The organism is Alteraurantiacibacter buctensis (assembly GCF_009827655.1).
Taxonomy (GTDB): domain Bacteria; phylum Pseudomonadota; class Alphaproteobacteria; order Sphingomonadales; family Sphingomonadaceae; genus Alteraurantiacibacter; species Alteraurantiacibacter buctensis.
The window spans coordinates 320,300-341,348 of sequence record NZ_WTYV01000002.1; the positions used below are offsets into that span (position 1 = coordinate 320,300).

The 21,049-nt window shown below is 66.8% G+C and carries 21 protein-coding genes; 7 read left to right on the forward strand and 14 right to left on the reverse strand.

Going from position 1 to position 21,049, the window contains the following annotated elements:
* Positions 1-34 precede the first annotated feature (34 nt).
* Together GRI99_RS06005 and GRI99_RS06010 are read left to right on the forward strand one after the other, a co-directional pair.
* Positions 35-853 (forward strand): XdhC family protein, encoded by an 819-nt coding sequence (locus GRI99_RS06005; RefSeq protein ID WP_337192882.1) that lies wholly within the window; start codon positions 35-37, stop codon positions 851-853.
* Entirely contained in the window at positions 843-1,415 is a 573-nt protein-coding gene (locus tag GRI99_RS06010; RefSeq protein WP_160771133.1) for a nucleotidyltransferase family protein, read from the forward strand. Before GRI99_RS06005 ends, GRI99_RS06010 begins: the two co-directional genes overlap by 11 nt.
* On the opposite strand, the gene GRI99_RS06015 is transcribed toward GRI99_RS06010, so the two are convergent.
* The 9 genes from GRI99_RS06015 to GRI99_RS06055 all read right to left on the reverse strand — a co-directional run bounded on the left by GRI99_RS06015 (position 1,399) and on the right by GRI99_RS06055 (position 10,468).
* Positions 1,399-2,214 carry a nuclear transport factor 2 family protein gene (locus GRI99_RS06015; protein ID WP_160771134.1) on the reverse strand — a complete coding sequence of 272 codons (816 nt, stop codon included), beginning with the start codon at positions 2,212-2,214 and terminating at the stop codon, positions 1,399-1,401. The genes GRI99_RS06010 and GRI99_RS06015 overlap by 17 nt on opposite strands.
* Positions 2,211-2,597 (reverse strand): lysozyme inhibitor LprI family protein, encoded by a 387-nt coding sequence (locus GRI99_RS06020; protein ID WP_160771135.1) that lies wholly within the window; start codon positions 2,595-2,597, stop codon positions 2,211-2,213. Before GRI99_RS06020 ends, GRI99_RS06015 begins: the two co-directional genes overlap by 4 nt.
* Positions 2,598-2,603: 6 nt before the next feature.
* Positions 2,604-3,893, reverse strand: a complete 1,290-nt coding sequence (locus GRI99_RS06025) for an O-acetylhomoserine aminocarboxypropyltransferase (RefSeq protein ID WP_160771136.1) — start codon at positions 3,891-3,893, stop codon at positions 2,604-2,606.
* Positions 3,894-3,915: 22 nt separating this feature from the next.
* Entirely contained in the window at positions 3,916-4,686 is a 771-nt protein-coding gene (locus tag GRI99_RS06030; protein ID WP_160771137.1) for an enoyl-CoA hydratase-related protein, read from the reverse strand.
* A 28-nt stretch (positions 4,687-4,714) separates the two neighbouring features.
* Positions 4,715-5,545 (reverse strand): HAD-IIA family hydrolase, encoded by an 831-nt coding sequence (locus GRI99_RS06035; protein ID WP_160771138.1) that lies wholly within the window; start codon positions 5,543-5,545, stop codon positions 4,715-4,717.
* 118 nt (positions 5,546-5,663) lie between these two features.
* Positions 5,664-7,124 carry a hydroxymethylglutaryl-CoA lyase-like TIM-barrel protein gene (locus tag GRI99_RS06040; RefSeq protein ID WP_160771139.1) on the reverse strand — a complete coding sequence of 487 codons (1,461 nt, stop codon included), beginning with the start codon at positions 7,122-7,124 and terminating at the stop codon, positions 5,664-5,666.
* Position 7,125: 1 nt separating this feature from the next.
* A complete protein-coding gene (locus GRI99_RS06045) occupies positions 7,126-7,608 on the reverse strand; it encodes a biotin/lipoyl-containing protein (RefSeq protein ID WP_160771140.1) in 483 nt (160 codons plus the stop codon).
* Complete coding sequence (locus GRI99_RS06050) at positions 7,605-8,645, reverse strand: PEP/pyruvate-binding domain-containing protein (RefSeq protein WP_160771141.1); 1,041 nt, start codon at positions 8,643-8,645, stop codon at positions 7,605-7,607. The genes GRI99_RS06045 and GRI99_RS06050 overlap by 4 nt, the downstream gene beginning before the upstream one ends.
* Complete coding sequence (locus GRI99_RS06055) at positions 8,642-10,468, reverse strand: PEP-utilizing enzyme (protein ID WP_160771142.1); 1,827 nt, start codon at positions 10,466-10,468, stop codon at positions 8,642-8,644. The genes GRI99_RS06050 and GRI99_RS06055 overlap by 4 nt, the downstream gene beginning before the upstream one ends.
* 298 nt (positions 10,469-10,766) lie before the next feature.
* On the opposite strand from GRI99_RS06055, the gene GRI99_RS06060 reads away from it, so the two are divergent.
* Complete coding sequence (locus GRI99_RS06060) at positions 10,767-11,954, forward strand: cation:proton antiporter (RefSeq protein ID WP_160771143.1); 1,188 nt, start codon at positions 10,767-10,769, stop codon at positions 11,952-11,954.
* Here GRI99_RS06060 and GRI99_RS06065 read toward each other — a convergent pair.
* Positions 11,951-12,766, reverse strand: a complete 816-nt coding sequence (locus GRI99_RS06065; protein ID WP_160771144.1) for a DODA-type extradiol aromatic ring-opening family dioxygenase — start codon at positions 12,764-12,766, stop codon at positions 11,951-11,953. The genes GRI99_RS06060 and GRI99_RS06065 overlap by 4 nt on opposite strands.
* An 11-nt stretch (positions 12,767-12,777) precedes the next feature.
* Complete coding sequence (locus GRI99_RS06070; RefSeq protein WP_160771145.1) at positions 12,778-13,767, reverse strand: helix-turn-helix domain-containing protein; 990 nt, start codon at positions 13,765-13,767, stop codon at positions 12,778-12,780.
* Positions 13,768-13,821: 54 nt separating this feature from the next.
* Between GRI99_RS06070 and GRI99_RS06075 the strand changes: the two genes are divergently transcribed.
* The 4 genes from GRI99_RS06075 (at position 13,822) to GRI99_RS06090 (ending at position 18,894) form a co-directional block, all read left to right on the forward strand.
* Positions 13,822-15,726, forward strand: a complete 1,905-nt coding sequence (locus GRI99_RS06075) for a nuclear transport factor 2 family protein (protein WP_160771146.1) — start codon at positions 13,822-13,824, stop codon at positions 15,724-15,726.
* Positions 15,727-15,755: 29 nt separating this feature from the next.
* Complete coding sequence (locus GRI99_RS06080; protein WP_160771147.1) at positions 15,756-16,793, forward strand: amidohydrolase family protein; 1,038 nt, start codon at positions 15,756-15,758, stop codon at positions 16,791-16,793.
* 10 nt (positions 16,794-16,803) lie between these two features.
* Entirely contained in the window at positions 16,804-17,910 is a 1,107-nt protein-coding gene (locus tag GRI99_RS06085; RefSeq protein WP_160771148.1) for a CaiB/BaiF CoA transferase family protein, read from the forward strand.
* A gap of 72 nt (positions 17,911-17,982) precedes the next feature.
* Positions 17,983-18,894 carry a hypothetical protein gene (locus tag GRI99_RS06090; protein ID WP_160771149.1) on the forward strand — a complete coding sequence of 304 codons (912 nt, stop codon included), beginning with the start codon at positions 17,983-17,985 and terminating at the stop codon, positions 18,892-18,894.
* A gap of 407 nt (positions 18,895-19,301) precedes the next feature.
* Here the strand turns inward: GRI99_RS06090 and GRI99_RS06095 are convergent, their stop codons facing one another.
* The 3 genes from GRI99_RS06095 to GRI99_RS06105 form a co-directional block, all read right to left on the reverse strand.
* On the reverse strand, positions 19,302-20,144 hold the full coding sequence (locus GRI99_RS06095) for a class III extradiol dioxygenase subunit beta (protein ID WP_160771150.1): 843 nt from the start codon (positions 20,142-20,144) through the stop codon (positions 19,302-19,304).
* The gene (gene ligA / locus GRI99_RS06100) at positions 20,144-20,548 is read right to left on the reverse strand and encodes a protocatechuate 4,5-dioxygenase subunit alpha (protein WP_160771151.1); all 405 of its coding nucleotides are present in this window, start codon (positions 20,546-20,548) and stop codon (positions 20,144-20,146) included. The genes GRI99_RS06095 and ligA overlap by 1 nt, the downstream gene beginning before the upstream one ends.
* 95 nt (positions 20,549-20,643) lie before the next feature.
* Positions 20,644-21,027, reverse strand: a complete 384-nt coding sequence (locus GRI99_RS06105; protein WP_160771152.1) for a PilZ domain-containing protein — start codon at positions 21,025-21,027, stop codon at positions 20,644-20,646.
* Between the last annotated feature and the right edge of the window lie 22 nt (positions 21,028-21,049).

Sequence of the window (21,049 nt, forward strand, 5' to 3'; positions counted from 1 at the left end):
GTTTCTCGCGGATGACCGGGCCGCCTTGCGCGCCGTGGCGGCAACGCCCGGCGCGGGGCTGTGCACCATCGTGGGGATCGAGGGCAGCTTCTCGCGCCGGCTTGGCGCGCAACTGGCGGTGGCCCCCGATGGCACGGTAACCGGTAGCCTGGCCGATGGCTGCCTGGAGCGGCAACTGGCCACCGAAGTGCTGGCAGGGGGTGAGCGGCGCGTGCTGCGCTTTGGCGCGGGCTCTCCGCTGATCGATTTCCGCCTGCCCTGCGGCAGCGGGCTGGACGTGCTGGTGGATCCCGCGCCCGACCGGGACGCCTGCCGCGCCGCGCTTTCCGCGCTGGACCGGCGGCAGGCGGCCAGCCTGGCCCTGCCGGCGGGGCCACTGGCGCACCGGTTCTTTGTTCCTGCCTTGCGGCTTGCCCTGTTCGGTGAGGGGCCAGAGCTTGATGCGCTGGCCCTGCTGGGCCGAACCGCCGGCCTGACGGTGGAAACGTTCAGCAAGGACGCGGGTGCCAGTGAATCAAGCGGGGGCCTGTCGCTGGGCCAGGCACCGCAGGGCGTTGCCGCCGATGCCTGGACGGCGGTGATCCTGCTGTTCCACGATCACGAATGGGAACAGGCCATCCTGCAGTGGGCGCTGGGCACGCCCTCCTTCTTCATCGGCGCGCAGGGCGGCCGACCGGCGCGCGAGGAGCGCACGGCGCGGTTGTTGTCGGCCGGGATTGCGCCCGACCAGGTGGCGCGGGTGAAAAGCCCCATCGGCGTGGTGCAGCACAGCCGCGAGCCGGTGGCGCTGGCGCTGTCCATCCTGGCCAGCGTGGTGGGTGCCTACGAGGCGCTGAATCCGCATGCCGGATGATCCGCCGCCGCTGGTCGCCGTGCTGGCGGCAGGCGCGGCCAGCCGCTTCGGCGGCGGCAAGCTGGATGCCGATCTTGCCGGCAAACGGGTGGGGCGCTGGGTGCTGGATGCCGTGGGCGAGGCGGGCCTGCCGCCGGGCGTGATCGTGGTGCCCGGCCATGTGCCCGCTTTCGCGGCAGAAAGTGGCTGGCCCACCCTGACCAACATTTGCGCCAGCGATGGCATCGGCACCTCGATCGCGCTGGCCGCCAGTGCGGCGCTGGGTCAGGGGCGCAGGCTGCTGGTGCTGCTGGCGGATATGCCGCTGGTTACGCCGGAGCATCTGGCAGCGCTGCTGGCGCACCCGGCGGCGGCCACGACCTATCCGGATGGCAAGGCGGGCGTGCCCGCGCTTGTGGGGCCGGACTTGCTGCCGCATCTGGCCGAGCTGGACGGGCCAACGGGGGCCGGGCCGCTGCTGGCCCGTTATCCGCGCGTGGCCGCACCCAACGGCATGCTGCTGGACATCGACCGGCCAGAGGACCTGGCCCGCGCGGCACAGTTACTTACTGGTCGCGGCTGAACACCGGCTGGCCCGCGCGCTTCACGCCGATGTGGCAGATAAGGCCATCGCGCAGGGTATAGGTTACCTGCACCCGCACATCGATCCATTCGCCCTGTTTTAGCGCCCCGACCACGAAATCGGGCGCGTCCTGCACGGCGGTAAAGCGGCTGGTGCAATCGACGATCAGCCGCTCGTCGGTGGCGTCGAGGTGGTGGATGGTCAGCGTCTCGCGCACCGACTTGAACATTGCGCGGTAGAAGCCGGCGATTCCGTCCGAGCCCTCGATCCTGCCGACCGAGCTCAGTTCCAGCACCACATCGGGCGTGTAGAACTTCGCGAAACGGTCCGCGTCGCCCGATGAGAAGGCGGCGGTATAGGCATCGTAGGCGGCAAGCTGGCCCGGATGGGCGCCCAGTCTCGGGGCCTTGGTCACGCCCTGTTCGGGCGGCCAGGCCATGGTGGTCAGCTTCGTGACCTTCCCATCACCATCCAGGTCATAGCGGGCAAGAAATTTAACCGTTATGGTATCTCCTGGCATCAGGGGGCCGAAGGGGAAGTCTGGCCGCGGCCTGGTGCAGTGAAAGTCCATGTCGATGTCCGCAAACACCACCTCCTCTTCCTGCACATGGCGTTGCAGGCGCGGGCATTCGCGCACCCCGTCATGTGCCCAGGCCAGGAACTCCTTCATCCCCTGCTTGCCGCTGCGCACGCCGCCGGAGGAGTGCATCTCGCACCCTTCGGCAAAGAAGCGCTCCACCAGCGCGTCATCGTCGCCGGTCAGGAAGCAGTCAAGGTAGGCGAGATAGTCGAAGCTCATGGTTCGATCAGGTCCTGTAACTGGCTGGTTCGCAGGCGGGTAAGCTGGGTGCGGCACATGGCCACCAGCATGGGTTCCATCGATCCGCCCCGTGCGGCGTAACAGGCGCTGGCACAGTGGGCATCGCGGAAGGCCAGCCAGGCGCGCTGGGCGGCCAGCAATTGTGCGAAATAGCCGGGGTGGCCGTCGTCGAGCGATTGCGTCAGGGCATCACGCTCGCGCATGTCGGCCGCCGTCACCTCCCACTGGGCGTTCAGCGCGGCATCGGCGGCGGCAAAGTCATCCCCGGCGCAGCGGTTCATGTCCATCTGGGTGATCGCCTTGCCGCAATCGACCGGGGCGGCGACAGCCTGTGACAGGACGATGGCGAAAAGGAACGACATCGCCCCTCAGATCGCCGCCAGGGCCTGATCGAGATCGGCGATGATGTCGTCGATATGCTCGATCCCCACCGACAGGCGCACCACGTCCGGCCCTGCCCCGGCTGCCACCAGCTCTGCCTCGCCAAGCTGGCTGTGGGTGGTGGAGGCAGGGTGGATGATCAGGCTGCGGGTATCGCCGATATTGGCCAGGTGGCTGAACAGCTTCACGCCGGATACCAGCTTCACGCCCGCATCGAAGCCGCCTTTCAGGCCAAAGGTGAACACTGCCCCGCCGCGCCCGCCGAGGTACTTCTGCGCCAGCGCATGGTAGGGATTGCTCTCCAGCCCGGCGTAGAACACCCAGTCGACCTTGGGATGGGCTTCCAGGTGCCGCGCCACGGCCATGGCGTTGCTGCAATGCCGGTCCATCCGCAGGGCCAGCGTCTCCATCCCGGTCAAGGCCAGGAAAGCGTTCATCGGTGCCATTGCCGGCCCAAGGTCGCGCAAACCAAGCACCCGGCAGCCGATGATGAAGGCGATGGGGCCCACCGGCTCCAGCGCATCGACCAGCACGGCCCCGTGGTACGATCCGTTGGGCCGGGTCAGGCTGGGGAACTTGTCGCCCTGCGCCCGCCAGTCGAACCGGCCGGAATCCACGATCAGCCCGCCGATGGAATTGCCGTGGCCGTTGAGGAACTTGGTGGCCGAATGCAGCACGATGTCCGCGCCGTGTTCGATCGGACGGCACAGGGCGGGGCTGGCCATGGTGTTGTCCACCACCAGCGGCACGCCGGCGGCATGGGCCACCTCGGCAATGGCGGCGATATCGCTGACCACGCCGCCGGGGTTGGCCAGGCTTTCGATGAACACCGCGCGCGTCTTGCCGTCGCAGGCGGCGGCCACATTGGCGGGATCGTCGGCATCGACGAACTTCACTTCCCAGGCAAACTTGCGGAACGCCTCGCCAAGCTGGTTCAGCGATCCGCCATAGAGCTTGCGGGCGGCCACGATGTTGCAGCCCGGTTCCATCAGCGTGTGGAAGGTGATCAGTTGTGCGGCATGGCCCGATGCGACCCCCAGCGCCGCCACGCCGCCTTCCAGCGCGGCGATCTTCTTTTCCAGCGCATCCACGGTGGGGTTCATGATGCGGCTGTAGATGTTGCCGAATTCCTTCAGCGCGAACAGGTTGGCGGCATGCTCGGCACTGTCGAACACATAGCTCGCGGTCTGGTAGATCGGCGTGATCCGCGCCTTGGTGACGGGATCGGGCTCGCAGCCCGCGTGGACGGCTAGGGTTTCGATCTTGGGGTTGGTCATCGGGGGGTCCTCTTGTGCGGCCTCAGCGGCCTTCGAACTGCGGCGGGCGCTTCTGGGCGAAGGCGGTGACGGCTTCGCGGAAATCGCGGGTGCGGCCGGCCAGGGTCTGGTTGGCGTGCTCCACGTCCAGCATCTCGCTGAACGGCGTATCCAGTGCTGCGGCCATCTGCTTGCGGATCAGGCCCAGCGCCAGGGTGGGACCGGCAGCCAGTTTCGCGGCGAGGGCCTGCGCTTCGGCCAGCACGTCCTGGTCTTGCACCACGCGGTTGATCAGGCCCATTTCCAGCGCCTGCTCGGCCATCACCTGCTCGCCCAGCAGGGCCAGCTCCATCGCGCGGGGCCGCCCCACGGCGCGGGCGACCACCCAGCTTGCCCCGGCGTCGGGCACCAGCCCGATGTTGGCAAAGGCCAGCATGAAATAGGCCGAGCGGGCGGCCAGCACGATATCGCCGGACAGGGCAAAGCCCATCCCGGCACCCACCGCCGGGCCGTTGACTGCCGTCACCAGCGGCACCGGCAGGTCGGCAATGGCGCGGGCCAACGGATTGTAATGGGCATCCAGGATTGCCCCGAGGTCATCCGGCATTCCCCCAGCGGCGGCCAGGTCCGCGCCCGAGCAGAAGGCGCGGCCTTCCCCCGTCAGCACCAGCGCCCGCGCGCCGCCCGCCACGGCAGCGGCCAGGCCTGCGCGCAGCTCGTCCAGCATGGCGGGCGTCAGCGCGTTCAGCCGGTCCGGCCGGTTGAGCGTGAGGGTGGTGACGGCACCATCGCTGGTGGCCAGGATATCGGGCATCTGTTGTTCTCTCCCTTTGGAGAGAGGCTTAGCCCAATCCGCAGGCGGCCACCAGTTCGCCAATTGTGGGGATCACCAGGTGGGGCCGTTTTTCGGGCGGCTGGGCGGCCCATTCTTCCGCGCTGGTCGATCCGCTGGTGACCGCGATGCCGATGGCGCCGGACTGGTGGGCCATCAGCATTTCGGCCACGGCATCGTCACCCACCACGCCAACGTCTTCCATCGCTACGCCCAGCACCTCGGCAATCATGTCCATCGCGTGCATCGAAGGCTTGCCGGTGGGTTCCGGCTCCACCCCGGTCACGCGCGAAATCGCCCCGTTGATGGCGCACGAATAGCCGAAGCTGCGGCCTTCCTTGGTGGCGAAGAAGGGCACGTCCGAAGCGCTGAGCAGTGCCGCGCCCGCCAGCACCCGCTCGCAGGCCAGGTGGATGTGGTCCATCACGCAGTCCGGGTGCCAGGCGACATAGACCGCGTCGCACTCCTCGCTGCGGGCCTCGGCCGGCAGGTAGCAGTTGATGCCAAGCTCGGTCAGGGCATCGGCCACGCCATTGGTGCCCAGCACCAGAACTTTCTCGTAACCGCGTGCCTTGATCACGCGGGCAGCGGCGGAGTTGGGGGTGAACAGCTTCTCGTCCGGCACGGGCACTCCGGCAGCGCGCAGCTTCGGCCCCTGCACACGGGAGGCATAGGCGCTGCCGTTGGTGAGGGCGAGCCAGGGAATGCCGAGGCGATCCAACTCCTGCAAGGCTTCCGCCGCGCCGGGAATGGCATCGTAGGCCCCCAGCTTGCGGTTCGACAGGATCAGCGTCCCGTCGAGGTCGAACATGAAGCCTTTGGGCTGGCGTAGGAGGGTCATCGAACAAGCCTTGTCTATTTCCCCTCCCGACTGCGGGAGGGGTCAGGGGTGGGTGACAGGGGTGCGCCAAGTCTCGGCCCACCCCCGGCCCCTCCCGCGAGCGGGAGGGGAGAAACGGTCAGGCCGAAACCTCCAGTTTGAAATCCTCGCGCTCTATGGCGAAGGCATCCACGCTGCGGTTGTTCAGGACCGTGCGGACCAGTTCCATCACCGCGATCGTTTCGGGATCGTAGTGGCGCGGGGCGGGGCCGGCGGCCTGCATGGCATCCACCTGGCCGGCGGGCATGGTGGCCCGCAGCAGGAATTCCTCGTCCGACAGCGTTTCGCCAATGCGGCTGCGCAGCGTCTTGAGGTCGGCCATGCCGGTTTCGGCCTGCAGCTCCTTCGTGCGCGGGTTGGCCATGATGCGGTCCATCACGTCGGGGTCGACCGGCGCGTTTGGGCGGCCGAACTTGCCGATGGCGAAGCGGATGATCTCGTCCGGGATAACTTCCCAGCGGCCCTTGCCGGTCACGTTCATCACCGCCTGCGTTTGCAGCATCTGCGCGAACGGCGTCATCACGATGGGCCATCCCAGTTCCTGCCGCACGCGGCCCAGTTCCTCCACCACCGCGCCTTCCAGGTGGGGCACGCGCTGGTCGGCCAGGTGACGGCGCATGGTGCCCACCATGCCGCCGGGCAGGTTGTGGTGGAAATAGGCGGCATCGAAGGCCATCGGGCTGCCGGTGGGCAAGCCTTCCGCCTCTGCCATCGCGGTCCAGAAGTCGGCCACTTCCTGCGCGGCTTCATCGTCGATGGGAACGTCATGACCCTGCGCGCGTAGGTTGGCGATCATGCGCATGATCGGCGGGTTGCTGGTGCCATCGGCAGCGCCGCCGCTGGCGCATTGCACGGCGGCCACGCCCAGGTCCGCCGCTTCCAGGCAGGCGGGTTCCGCCAGGCCAATGGTGCAGTGGTTGTGCAGCTCCAGCTCCTTGTCGCCGATTTCAGCGAGGATGGCGGGGATCAGCGTGGCGGCGCGCTTGGGGGTGAGCAGGCCACCGGGGTCCTTGATGTAGAGCGCGTCAATATCGGGGCTGGCGGCCATCAGCTTTGCGGCGGCGGCATAGTGCGCATCATCGTGGATCGGACTGATCGAGAAGACGAGTGCGCCCACCACCTGCTCGCCGCCCGCGCGCTTGACCAGGCGGGCGACTTCCACGTTGCTGGCGGCATCGTTCATCGGATCGGCCAGGGCGAAGCGGCGGATGCCGTTGGTGGCCAGCGTGCGGAAGGCCAGCTCCATGAACTCCGGGCTGGCCGTCTCCCACGAAATGAAGCGGAAGCCGGTGGAGAGGAACTGCAGCGGCGTGGTCTTGCAGATCGCCGCCATGGCGCGGATGCGCTCCCACGGGTCCTGCTGCTTGTAGCGCACGGCCACACCCATGTGGGTGGAGGTGGTGAAGTCAATCGCCTTGTAACCTGCGCGCTCCATGGCGGGCGCGACGGTCAGCGTCTTGGCGGTATCCACGCCCAGCGCGCCCCACAGGCACTGGTTGCCATCGCGCAAGCTGGTTTCGACGATGCGGACGGTGGCCATGTCAGCCCACCTTCACACGGACCAGGGCCTGGCCCTGCTCGACGGCCTTGCCGTTTTCCGCCAGCTTGGCGGTGATTGTGCCGGACACGCCCGCGCGGATCGGGTTCATCAGCTTCATTACCTCGATGATGCCGATGGTGGTGTCCGGGCCAACGGTATCGCCCACAACCACGAAGTCCGGCTCGCCCGGCCGCGGGGCGGCGTAGAAGTTGCCGAGCAGCGGCGCGGGGACGTCGACCTCGTCCGACGCTGCGGCAGCGGCGGGTGCCGGAGGCGGGGCGCTGGCGGAGGAAGGGGCCGGGACGGGGGCGGGAGTATAGTCCTCGTCTTCATCGCGCGCCCAGCCGCCCGAGCCGCCCAATCCGGCACCATTGCGCCGGATCTTCAGGCGGAATTCGCCCATCTGGAGGTCAAGGCTGCCGAACTGGCTCTCGTCCAGCAGCTTGGTGATCTCGGCAATGTCCTTCAGGCTCAGGCGGCTCACTTGCGACCTCCGAATACGCTCATCACGTGGGCCATGGTGCTGGCTCCCGCGGGCGCGAGCGGTTTGGCAGCAGCATCCTTCTGTGCCCATACGGTCTCTGGTCTGGACTGGAGCAGCAACACGTTGCCCGCCTTGTCCAGCGCCCATTCGATATCCTGCGGCTTGCCGTAATGCCGCTCCACCTTGCGGCCGACCTCGCGCAAGGCCAGCAATTGCGCGTCGGTGAGGCAGGGCTGCGAGCGCATCGGCTCCTCGTTCTCCACCTCGACGATGCCGCCCTGTTCGGCAGGCACCTGGCGGGCGTGCTTGTCGGAGATATCGCGCTGGCTGATCTCGCCGGTTATCTTGCCCAGCACCCATTTGTCGGGCGTGACTTCGCCGGATACGACGGACGAGCCGAGGCCCCAGGCCCCTTCGATGGTGATGACGGACTTGTCGCCCGTGGTGGGGCTGCGGGTGAACATCACCCCGGCGCACAGGGCATCCACCATCTGCTGCACCACCACCGCCATGGCCACGCCCGCTTCGGGCAGGCCGTGCTTGCGGCGATAGGTCATGCTTTCCACCGAATAGAGGCTGCCCCAGCACTCGCGCACCTTGTGGGCCATGTCTTCCGGCGTCAGCACCCACAGGAAGGTGTCCTGCAGGCCGGCAAAGCTGGCGTCCTCGGCATCCTCGGTGGTGGCGCTGGAGCGGACGGCGACCGGTTGGCCATCGGGGCACAGCGTGCGCATGGCGTCCATGATCGGGCCTTCCACTTCCGGCGGCATGGGATCGGCCATCACCCGGGCGCGCAGCTTCTGCGACAGCGCGGTGGCGGCGTCCATGTCGTCGGGGTCCAGCGCTTCCACCAGCGGGCGGATCGGCTGGCGCGCTTCCAGCGCGGCCAGGAACAGCTCGAAGGCGGCGGTGGTCACCACGAAGCCCGGCGGCACGGCGATCCCGGCGCGGGTCAGCTCTCCCAGCGAGCCGCCCTTGCCGCCCACGGTGGGCCGGTCATGGATGCCGACATCGGCGAACCAGGCAACGGGTTTCATGCATCCTCCAGGATCGAGACGGTGCCCTTGCCGCCATCCACGCGGATGCGCTGGCCGTCCTTGATGCGCTGGGTGGCAACGCCGGTGCCGACCACGGCGGGCAGGCCATATTCGCGCGCCACGATGGCCATGTGGCTCATCGACCCGCCGATGTCGGATACGGCCGCGCTGATCTTCTGGAACAGCGGCGACCAGGTGGGATTGGTCACCTGGCAGACGAGGATATCGCCCTGCTGGATGCGGCTGATCTCGGCCACGGACTTGACCACGCGGGCAATGCCTTCGACCACGCCCGAACAGGCGGCAAAGCCCTTCAGTTCGTTGGGGTTGCCGCTGCCATCGTCCAGCCAGCTATCCAGGTTCTCGCGGGTGATGCCCCACAGCATGTTGATGGCCGGATCATCGATTGCATCGGGCACGTTGCCGAGGGCAGGCGGAGTGGGGTGCTTGCCCCACTCCTCGATAGCCGCCTTGCGCTGGGCCACGATCGGCGGCCAGTAAGCGGGGCCGCGCGGCGGCGCGCCCACGCCCCAGCTCAGCATCAGGTCCACGATAGCGCTTTCCAGCTCGTACTGGGCCAGGTGGAAAACGTCCTCCTCCACCCCGTCAGGCCCGAAGAAGCCGTGGGCCAGCAGCAGGCGGCCAAACTCCCTGATCTTGTTGAAGAACAGGTTGGTGTACCAATGTTCGCAGTAGAACTTGTGGCCTTCCACATAGGGGAACACGCGGTGCGCCAGCGTGATGAGCTGGTCGTAGGTGGCCTTGTCCTCCTCGGTATCCAGCAGTTCGCGGTAATCGGCCACCAGCGCCTCGCGCTCGGCGATCAGCTGCTCGGTGGGGCGTTCGATGTTCTCGCCCGCCTTCACCTTGGCGATATAGCCGGGCAGCGCCGCGAACGGCATCGACAGGTCATCCTGCCAGGACCGGTGATAGTGGTAGAAGCCATCGCCGCTGGACACGTTGAACCACGGGTTGCGGCTGACTTCGAGTTCGTTCAGCCAGTCCTTGCCTGCCGCCACCTTGTCGAGATCGGCCAGCACGGCATCGATATCGACGTTGTCGGTGAAGTGATGGTCCACCCCCAGTTCCACCGCGCGGCGGGCCAGGCGCTTCACTTCTTCGTCCGGGCGGAAGATCTCCGCCTCCATCCCCGCCACCATGCGGCTGATCGCCTGGTCGGAAATCTCCGGGAAGGCCTGCTTGCAGAACCCGAAGAAGGTCATGTAGGCGCCATAACCCAGCAGCAGGAATTCGAAGTGGTGGTGCCACATGCGGTGGTAGCCTTCCACCTGCTGCTGGTAGATCTTCAGCAGGTCATGGCTGGCGGCAACGGCGTTGCCTTCGCGGAACGTGGCTTCCGGTTCATACGCGGGCAGGGTGGGACTGGGGAGCGCCTGCGCCTCGGCAATCAGGGCGCGCATCTTGTCCTTCCACTGCTCGTAGAGCTGTTCCCAGTTCTCGTAGTAGAAGTTGGCGCGGCTGGTGAATTCGGCCACTCGCTCGGCAATCTCGTCCGGATCGGTGACGACCACGCCGCCGATGTAGACGCGGCCATTGATGATGCGGTGATCCACCCCCTTGGCCGTGGGCAACACGTGCATGCGGGTGTTCATCGCGCCCATCGCCACATAGGCGGCTTCCGCCGTGATCATGTCGAAGTGATGCATCGGCTCGGGGAAGTGCATCGAGTTGTAGAACCAGAACTTGCCGTCATCCTCCGGCACGAACTGGGTGTAATAGGGATAGGCGGCCTGGGCGGCTTCGGTGCCGGGCACGACCTTGATCGAACTGGGCAGGGGAAAGCCCTTTGCGGCGTCGGTCATCGGCTGGCAATCCTCTCTTGTTTGGTGTTCGGCGCGCCGCCCCGCTCAGGTAGGGTTGGCGGTGGCGGCGCGCCCAGGCGTCCTCCCGTTTTCGGTGAGCCTGTGAATGTGTGCCTTATGCGAGCCGAAGGGCTTGGCGACATCATTCGCAGGCATGGTAACCCGTGTGCGCTTCTGTCCCAAGGATTCGCGCGCATGACAAACCGGACAAAAGCGCATGGCAATTTGTCTTGATTGTCCTTCCCCGCATGCTCGTGCGATGTAGCAAACCTGCCGACAGAGCGGGAAGGATGGGGCCATGACGACGACCGAGCTATTTCTGATAGCGCTAACAATCATCTTCGCCGTGCCCTACCTGTTCTGGCGGCTGCTGAAGACCGACTACTATGCCCCGCTGGTGGTGGTGCAGATCGTGGGCGGCATCATCCTTGGCCCCGGGGTGCTGGGCGCGGCCTATCCCGCCTATTACCAGACCGTTTTCGCGCCAGAGGTGATCGCGGCGCTGAACGGCATTGCCTGGTGGGCGGTGATGATGTTCGTCTTCGTGGCCGGGGTGGAACTGGACCTGTCGGCCGCGTGGAAGGACCGGCGCGAGACGACGACCACCGCTGCGCTTGCGCTGTTCACCCCGCTGGCACTGGGCGCGCTGGCGGGCATGGCCATCCTGGCCTTCCCCGGCTGGCTGGGGCCGCAGGGCACCTATGTCCAGGCGTTGCTGGGCATCGGCATGTCCTGCGCGGTCACCGCGCTGCCGATCCTGGTGCTGCTGATGGAGAAACTGGGCATTTTTCGCGAACCCTTGGGCCAGCGGCTGCTGCGCTATGCCAGCCTTGATGACCTGGCGATCTGGGGCGTGCTGGCGCTGATCCTGCTGGATTGGGAACGGATCAGCCGGCAGGGGGCCTTCCTGCTGTTCTTTGCCGTGTTCGCCTGGGGCATGCGCCGCCTGATGCAGCGCATTTCGGAAAACGACCGCTGGTATGTCAGCCTGGTGTGGCTGGCGCTGTGCGGGCTGGTGGCCGACTGGGCGGGCCTGCACTACATGGTCGGTGCCTTCCTGGCCGGTTGCGTGCTGGACCGCGAATGGTTTGGCGAGAAGCGGCTGGACGAGTTCCGCGGTGTGGTACTGCTGTGCGTGATGCCGGTATTCTTCTTGTCGACCGGCCTGCGGACCGATTTCTCCAGCGGCGGGGTGGCGGTGTTTGCCGTGGCCCTGCTGCTGCTGGCAGCATCGGTGGCGGGCAAGCTGCTGGGCGTGCATATTGCGGGCCGCATCCTGAAATGGCAGCCGGGCGAGGCCAGCGTGATCGGCTGGCTGTTGCAGACCAAAGCGCTGATCATGATCATCTTCGCCAACGTGCTGCTTGATAAGGAGATCATCACCGGCCAGACCTTCACCGCCCTGCTGCTGATGGCGGTGATGAGCACGATGCTGACCGTGCCGGTGGTGACGCCCAAGCTGAAGCGGATGCTGGCGAAGGACTAGGTCGCCAGTTCCCCGAACTGGAAGCTGCTGGCGGCCAGTCCGCCGAAGAAGTCGTCCTCGTGATAGGTCAGGTGCCCGGTCTCGCCCTCGGCCGCGCCCACGGCCACGTGCAGCGGCATAAGGTGGTCCTCGCGCGGTTGGACGATGCGGGCGGCGGGGGCCTGTTCCCAGTTGAGCAGCCGCCCGTTCCGCTGCGCCCCGGACAGGCGCACCAGGCTGTCCTGCAACCACTGATCGAATGCATGGCTGGGCGCGTGGGCGGCGGGGTGGCGCATGGCCCGCAGGTTGTGGAATGACAGGCCGCTGCCCACGATCAGCACGCCTTCGTCCCGCAGGGGAGCCAGCAGTCGCCCCGCTTCGATATGGGCCGCCGGATCGAAATCGCGCCGGATGGACATCTGCACCACCGGGATATGCGCGCTGGGCCACAGGGCCTGCATAAGGCTGAAGGTGCCATGATCGAAGCCGCGCGCCGGGTCGGTGGCGCTGGCCATGCCGCCATCGGTCAGCAGCTTCGCCGCCCGTTCGCCCAACGCCGGCAAGCCGGGGGCGGGATAGGTGATCTGGTAGGTCTCCGGTGGGAAACCGCCATAGTCGTAGATCATTCCCGGCCGTTCCGCCGTGGAAAAGGTGAACACCGGCGTCTCCCAGTGGGCGGTGACCACCAGGATCGCCGTGGGCCGGTCCCCCAGTTGCCGCGCCATGTCCTTCAGCGAGGCATCGAGCACGCGGTAGAGGTGCCGGCTGGTCTCCATCATCCATGGCCATGGCCCGCCGCCGTGGCTGAGGTAGTAGGTGGGGAGCGTGGTCATGGTCGGATCTTTCAACTCTGCGGCGCGTGGCCACCGCGCCATTCGCGCGGGGTAATGCCGAAGCGCTTGCGGAACAGGCGGGTGAAATAGGCGGGATCAAGGAACCCGGTGCGGAAAGCCACCTCGGCAATCGGCACGGCGGACAGGCGCGGATCGGCCAGGATCTCGCTCGCGCGCTCAAGCCGGGTGGCGTTCAGCTCGGCGACAAAGCTGGTGCCGCTGGCCGCCAGCAGCGTTTGCAGGTAGCGCTTGGAAATACCGACCTGCCGCGCCACCCCTTCGGGTGACAGGTCGGGATCGGCATGGTCCTCCTCGATCCGGCGCAGGATGCGGCTGGCCAACTGGTTGCGGTGGCGCGGTGCTTCCTCGGCCGCGCTGCCCCCATCGCGATCCTGCCCCATGGCCAGGGCCAGCAGGCTGCCGATCTGTTCGGCCACCAGGGGGCGGGGGAGCGGGGCGGTGTCCAGCCCGCCGGCGATGATGGTATCCAGCAGCGCCCCCAGTGGCGCGGCCCAACCCTGGCGGGTATCGACCGGGCGCGCCAGGTAGCTGCGGGCATCGGGCAGGTAGCGTTCCAGCCAGGCCAGCGGCATCATCAGGTCGATCGCCTCATGCGGGGTGACCATCTCCATCTGGTAGAAGCGGGTGTTGTCCAGCAGCACGAACTCGCCCGCCCCCAGGGTGAATTCCTTGCCGCCCATGCGCGTCTGGCACAGGCCGGAGATGTAATAGACAAGCTGGATGGAGGGCGCGGCGCGGCCGCTGGTGCCTTCCGCCCCCGTGTGCGTCACGCGCTGGGCGGGGGCGTGCAGGTGCAGCAGGCGCAACTGGCCGATGCCGTGGCTGACCCAGCGGGCGGCGAAGGCATCGGCGTCGAATACCTCCACCTCGATCGGGGCGATGGTGCTGGCGGCCCATTCGCGCCAGGCGTGGATCGCCTCGGCCTGGGCGATGCCGGCGCTGGTCCAGCTCTGGTCATCGGCGGGGGTGGGGCGGGCCATGCCACAAGGGTAGGTGCCGCTTGCCGCTGCTGCAAGCGGCGCTAAGCTGGCACGATGTTGCGCGCCCTGCTTGCCCTGTTCGCCTTGCTTGTTGCCGTGCCGCTGGCTGCACAGCCCGCGCCGCCCGATCCGGCGGTGGAGACCGCGCGGCTGGAGGACCTGGCCGCCATTCGCCAGATCAAGCACCTGCAGGCCCATTGGGGGCACCTGGCCCTGCGCGGCCAGTGGCAGGCCATGGCCGACCTGTTGACCGATGACGCGGTGCTGACATTCCCGCATGGCGAGCTGGCGGGGCGGGCCGACATCCTGGCGGACCTGCGCGAAACGCAGGGCGGCGGGGCCGACGGACTGCAACCGGGCCGCCTCAACCTGCACCTGTGGATCAGCCCCGTCATCACCCTGGCGCCGGACGGGCAGAGCGCCACCGGCCGCTGGCAGGAACTGGCGCTGACCGGCACCGTGCGCCAGGAAGCCGATTGGGCGGGCGGAACCTGGGTGGTCCATTACCTGAAGCAGGGTGACCACTGGCGCATTTCGGCCATGGGCTATTTCCTGCAATTCGAAGGGCCCTATGCGGAAGGCTGGCGGCACGATGCCGCCAATCTCTATCGTGCGCCGTTCCATTTCACGCCGCAGGAAGCGGGCGCGATCCTGCCGCAACGCCGTGCTGCCGCTGCCCTGCCGGCAGAGCAGATCGCCGCCGAGGCCAGCCTGCTCTACGAACACGGCCGCGCGCAGAACCTGACCAACGCCTTCGGCTATTACCTCGACCGGGGAATGTACGATGACGTGGCGGACCTGTTCTATGCCGATGCCCGGCTGGTGGTGCAGGGGGGTGGCACCTGGCTGGGGCAGGACGGGGTGCGCCGCTTCCTGGCGCAGTTCGGTGCGCCGGGTCTCGATCCGGGCGAGATGAACGACCACCTGCAACTGATGCCCAAGGTGATCATGAGCCGCGATGGCACCGTGGCCAGTGTCTCGGCCGTGGAACTGGCCATGGCGGGGCAGCACGAGGGCGCAGGATACTGGAGCGCCACGCTCAACCACTTCGTGCTGATGCGCGACGCGGAAGGGCGCTGGCGCATTGCCAGCCTCTACCGCATCCCGATCATGCGCAGCACCGTGGCGGACGGGTGGGTGCAGCCGCTGCCGGCTATCACGGCCATCCCAGCAGGCGGCGCGCCGGACCGTGACCAGCCGCAGCGCTCCATGTCCTATCCCGAAGCCAGCGTGACCCAGCCGATCAGCGAACTGGGCATTTTCGCCCCCGCCGTGGTGGCCGGGGCGGCCCCCGAAGTGGTCCCCGATGCGCTGACCCGCGCGGAAGCCTTCGATGCGGCGGAGAACCTGGGCAATGCCTATGGGGCCTATATCAACGCTTTCGCGTGGGACGATATGGCTGCCCTGTTCGCCCGGGATGGCTGGCGCGAGCTGCCGTTTATCGGCGTGGTGGCGGGCCGCCAGCATATCCGCGATGCGGCGCGGGTGCGCTATGGCGATGCGGGGCCAAGCAACGCGTTCCAGGCCGTCCACATGCTCACCCAGCCCTACGTCACCGTCAGCCAGGAAGAGGCGACGGGGGAATGGCGCGCGCAGATGCGCACGCGGCTGGTACAGATGAATTCCAGCGCCAGCGGGCCGGGAAGCTGGATGGCGGGCGTGTACGAATGGCAGGTGCAGCGCGATGCCAATGGCGCCTGGGCCTTCGCCGGCATGGACCTCGACTACACGTGGATGGCCCCCTACGCCGGGGCGTGGACGGCGGCCGATCCGGCGCTGGCGGCGGCCTTGCAACCTACGGCGGAGCAGATGGCCCGCTATCGCCTGGCCGCCCCGATCCGGGGAGCAGCGGGCGTGCCGTTCCCCGCCATCGAGGCGCTGCCGTTCCACTATGCCAACCCGGTCAGCGGAAGGCCGCCGGAACGGCGCGTGGAGTGGACCGAGATTACCCCGCGCTGAGGCGCGGACACTACTGGGAGAGAGACACCATGGGAAAGAAGTGCCGCCTGATCGCCTGCGAGGAAGCCTGGACGATTCCCGAAGTGGCCGAGGAATTGCGCCTCGTCTCGCGCGGCCCGTCGCAGAGCAGCGACAAGCTGCTGGTGGGCGGGATCTACGACGCGGACCATGACACCACCGGCTATGGCAAGATGGGGTTCCTCTCCGGCCTGATGGACGTGGAGGAGCGCCGCCTGCCCGAGATGAACCAGTACGGAGTGGACATGCACCTCCTAACCCTGACCGCGCCGGGCGTGCAGATGTTCGATGCCGATACTGCCACCGAGCTTGCGGCGCTCTCCAATGACCGGATGGCGGAAATTATCGCCAAGTACCCTACCCGCTTCGCCGGCCTCGCCAGCTTCGCCCCGCACAGCCCCAAGCGCGCGGCGAAGGAAATCGACCGGGTTATGACCGAGCTGAAACTGAACGGCCTGGTGGTCAACGGCCACACCAACGGCGAATATTTCGACGATCCCAAGTTCTGGCCGATCTTCGAGGCGGCCGAGGCGCTCGACGCCACGATCTACATCCACCCGCGCGGGCCTTCGGACACCCTGAAAGGCCCGCTGATGGACTATGCAATGGACAGCGCCATGTGGGCCTATGGCGTGGAAGTGGCCACCAACATGCTGCGGATGATGGCCGGCGGGGTGTTCGACCGGTTCCCCAAGCTGCGCATCTGCGTGGGCCACATGGGCGAAATGGTGCCGTTCTTCATCTGGCGCATCAACTTCATGAACAGCCGCGCGCAAAAGGTGGGCCGCGCACCCAAGACGCAGCGGAGCATGGAGGAATACTTCAAGGACAACTTCGTCTTCACCACCAGCGGCGTGGAAGACCCGCTGACGCTGCGATATGCGATTGACCGGATGGGGATCGAGAACGTGATCTGGGCGATCGACTACCCCTATCAGCCGATGAAACCGGCGGTGGATTTCATCGAGAACTTCGCCTGCACCGAAGCTGAGATGCACGCGCTGTGCCACGGCAATGCCGAGCGGGTGTTCCGGATTGCGGCGGAGTGAGGCTGTTCCGATGAGCCCCCTTGAAGGCGTAAAAGTCGTCGAACTCGCCCGCATCCTCGCCGGTCCCTGGGCGGGGCAGGTGCTGGCTGATCTTGGCGCCGAGGTGATCAAGGTCGAAAGCCCCGAGGGCGACGATACGCGCGGGTGGGGGCCGCCGTTTATCGAACGTGAGGACGGGTCGAAAGACGCCGCCTATTTCCACGCCGCCAACCGCGGCAAGACCGGCATGGTGGCGGATTTCCGCGATCCGGCAGACCTTGCGAAAGTGAAGGAGCTGATCAGCACCGCCGACGTGGTGATCGAGAACTTCAAGCTGGGCGGCCTTGCCAAGTTTGGGCTCGACTATGACAGCCTCAAGGAAGCCAACCCCGGCCTCGTCTACTGCTCGATCACCGGCTTCGGGCAGAATGGCCCCTATGCGCCGCGCGCGGGTTACGATTTCATCGTGCAGGGCATGGGCGGGATCATGGACCTGACCGGCGATCCGGCGGGCGCGCCGCAGAAGATCGGCGTGGCCTATGCCGATATCCTGACCGGTCTCTACGCCGTGATCGGCATCCAGGCCGCGCTGCACATGCGCCAGCGCACCGGCAAAGGGCAGCTCGTGGACATGGCGCTGCTCGACGTGATGGTGGGCACGTTGGCCAACCAGGCGATGAACTACCTTGCCAGCGGCGTTTCCCCCACGCGGCTGGGCAATGCCCATCCCAATATCGTGCCCTACGAGGCCTTCCCCTGCGCCGATGGCTGGGCGATCATCGCCGTGGGCAACGACAGCCAGTTCCAGCGGCTGTCCGACCTGCTGGACCTGAACCCGCGCCCCGGCTGGTCCACCAATGCCGGCCGCGTGGCTGACAGGGTGACGGTGTCCGCCGCAGTATCCTCGCGCACGCAGGACTGGGAGCGCGATGCCCTGCTGGAGGCGCTGGAGGGCGAGGGCATTCCTGCCGGGCCGATCAACACGGTGGAGCAGGCGCTGGCCGACCCGCAAGTGCAGGCGCGCGGCATGGTTGTGGACCTGCCGGGAGGGATCAGGGGGCTGAGGACGCCCATCCGCTTTTCCGATGCGGATCTGGCGCTGGGCAAGGCATCGCCCATGCTGCCACGCAAGACCTAACAACGCTTGTCACCTGCCAGCGGCATGATCCGCTGCTACGATTGCCCCGCACAAGGGCGATGAGGACGAAGCATGGTTTTGCGCAGTATCATGGCGGGCGCAGCTATGCTGCTCGCGGCGGAGTGTTTTACCGTTTCAGCCAAGGCACAGGAGACCGCAGGCGGGGTTGAAGGCTGCGCATTCATCAACAGCACATCCGATCAAATGGATGCGGTGTTGCGCGATAAGGGGGCCGTCATCGACGGCTATGGGGCATTTTGCACCCAGCTCAACGCTGCCAACATGGGTGTGGATGTGGCTGAGTTTGCCCGCCCGCAGTTCGACGAGACAGCCGCTGTCGTGACCTTGCGGCTGTATGACCTTGCCACCGGGGTGCGGGGTCCGGAATCGTCCTCTGCGCTTACCGTTGTCACCGGAACCGACGCGGTCGCGAATGTCGAAGCGCTGTCGAACGCCTTTGACAGGGCGCTGCAGGATATGGCGGATCAACTGGATACTTTCACCGCCTCTGTCCGGAACGAGAAGGCCCGGCTAGCCGCACTGTACAGCGAGCCGGCCGCACCACTGGTGCGGGACACCGCGGAGCCGTGCCGCCTGCTTTATGTCGGGTCGGCCAACATGAACGAGGCGATCGACCGCTGGGGCGGATTTCCGCAGTTCGACGGCTACGATGCCTTGTGCCGGGCCCTGCGCGCGCGCGGTGCCGGTCTGGGTTTTGCCGGAGGCGGCGCCATGAACGGCACGACATCGCAGGCATGGGCATCGGTCAGCGTATACGATGCCGCCACGCAGACGCTGGGCGCGGCCACCGCCTTCGGTATCGCCGCAACGCAGAACGCGCAGGAGGCACAGGTCGACGACAACCTGTTTCAGGCGCTGGGCGGCGCCCTGGCTGGTGTTGCCCGGGAGCAGGAAGCCGTTTTGGCGACGCTCGATCTGGTGCTGGCGGGCGACCGGCGGACATTTGCTGCGGAAAGCCCATAGCCCTGTTACGAGCGGGGAACGTGTAGTCGTGCCTTTGGCGGCATCACTTTTCACTTTCCTACAGCACCGGAAATGGTGCAGCCCGACTCGCGTCCGATGCGTCTGGCCAGAGCAGCGGATGGGCCATCCTCCGGCGAGCAATCGTGCGGAGGAAATGACCGGCGCGGGCGTCCCGGCATTATGTCGAACGTTCGCACCAGGCATGGCCGCCACGCGAGTGCTGCCCTCCGTCGCGTCAATAGCTGGAGGATGGCCGCGGGCCGGCGGCAACAAATCTCGACGCGATTACCGTACCTCAAATACAAGAAGCGTCGTCGAGTCCGGGCACAGAATGCGGCAACCCCGCGCCGGTCATTTGCTCTTCCCGTCCACCCCGGCAGCCGCAGGCTGGCCGGGCTAGCGGCGCGTCAGCTCCGCGCCTCGTAAACCACGTGCCCCACGGCGGTGTTGCTGGCGGGCACGCGGTAGAAGCGATGCTTCTCCTCCACGCCATAGCCCAGCGCGGCGCGCATGATCAGCCACATGATCAGCTCGATCCCTTCGGTGCCGGTCTCGCGCAGGTATTCGATGCGGGTGATGTATTTCAGCTCTTCCGGCTCATGCGCCAGCAGGTCGATGAAGCGCTGGTCGAACTCGGCGTTGATCAGGCCGGCGCGGGTGCCCTGGAGCTGGTGGCTCATGCCCCCGGTGCCCCAAACCTGCACGTTCAGGTCTTCCGGGAAGGTCTTGACCGCGTTCCTCAGCGCCTCGCCCAGCTTCCAGCAGCGTTCGCCGCTGGGGGTGGGGAACTGGGTCACGTTGACCGCCAGCGGGATCACCTTGCACGGCCATTCTTCCGGCTGGCCGAAGACCAGGGAGAGGGGCACGGTCAGCCCGTGGTCCACGTCCATCTCGTTGATCAGGGTAATGTCGAATTCGTCGATCACCAATTGCTCGGCAATGTGTGCGGCCAGCTCCAGGTGGTTGTGCACCGTGGGCACGGGGCGGCGGCCCCAGCCTTCGTCGGCCGGCAGGAATTCCTCGGCAAAGCCCAGCGCGAAAGTGGGCACGATGTCGAGCATCAGGGCAGAGGCGTGATCGTTATAGACCAGGATCACCACGTCGGGCGTGTTGTCCTTCACCCATTCCTTGACGAATTCGTAGCCTTCGAAAACGGGTGCCCAGTATTCATCCCGGGTGCGCCCGTTGTCGATCGCCGCGCCGATGGCGGGCACGTGGCTGGTGGCGATGCCGGCGGAGATGCGGGCCATCAGTTCTGGTCCTTCTTCGAGCGCAGGCCTTCGGGCGAACGGCCGCCGTCCTTCATCATCTGGGCATATTCCTCGGCGCTCATGCCGGACATGGAGGAGACCGCCTTCTGCGCGCTCCACCCGTCGGTGCTGGCGATCTTGACCAGGAAATACATGTTGCCGCCCAGCTCGATCAACTTCGTCAGGTCACGCGCCAGCACGGCCTGCTTCTGCTCCTCGGTCATCTTGTAGCGGTCGAGATAGGCCCGCTCGTCTGCCCGGAAGGCGGCACGGTTGTCCTCGCTCATCAGGCTCATGCAGAACTTGTGCAGGTGATAGGCCTGGCGGCTTTCCAGCGCGCGGAAGACCTTCGTGCCGGGAATGTCGTCCAGCTCGTCGAGCGAATAGAGGCGGGTGCGGGGCATAGTGGGCCTCCCTTTGGCGGGACCACCATACACCGGCAATTGCGATTAATGCACGTGCTGTTGCGTGCCAGGCACGTCAGCGCCAGCCCCAGCCCCTATCGCCAGCCCTGGTACCAGGCGCGGGCAGCATCGATGGCGACTTCGTCAGTGCTGCGGACCCTGCCGGCATCAACCTGTTCGCGCGTATGGAGCAGCACGGGCGCGGGAACCAGGTCGTAGAATTCCAGCCCTGCGTCGGAACCGCTTACCCAGACCACGCGGCCGAAGGCCTCGAAGCCCAGCCACCACAGCATCACGTCCTGGCCGGTCCGCAGGGGTTCGCTCAGCCGCAGGTGAGCGCCGGATTGCGACAGGTCCAGCACGCTGGCCGAAAGCTGGCCGTCCAGCGTCATCGCCTGCGCCGGCACGCCCTGCCGGATGCGCAGGCGGCTGTCGCGCCGGCGGCCGGTGGCCGAGGGGAAGGAGGAGCCCATGTCCATGAAGCAATCATGGCAGAACGTG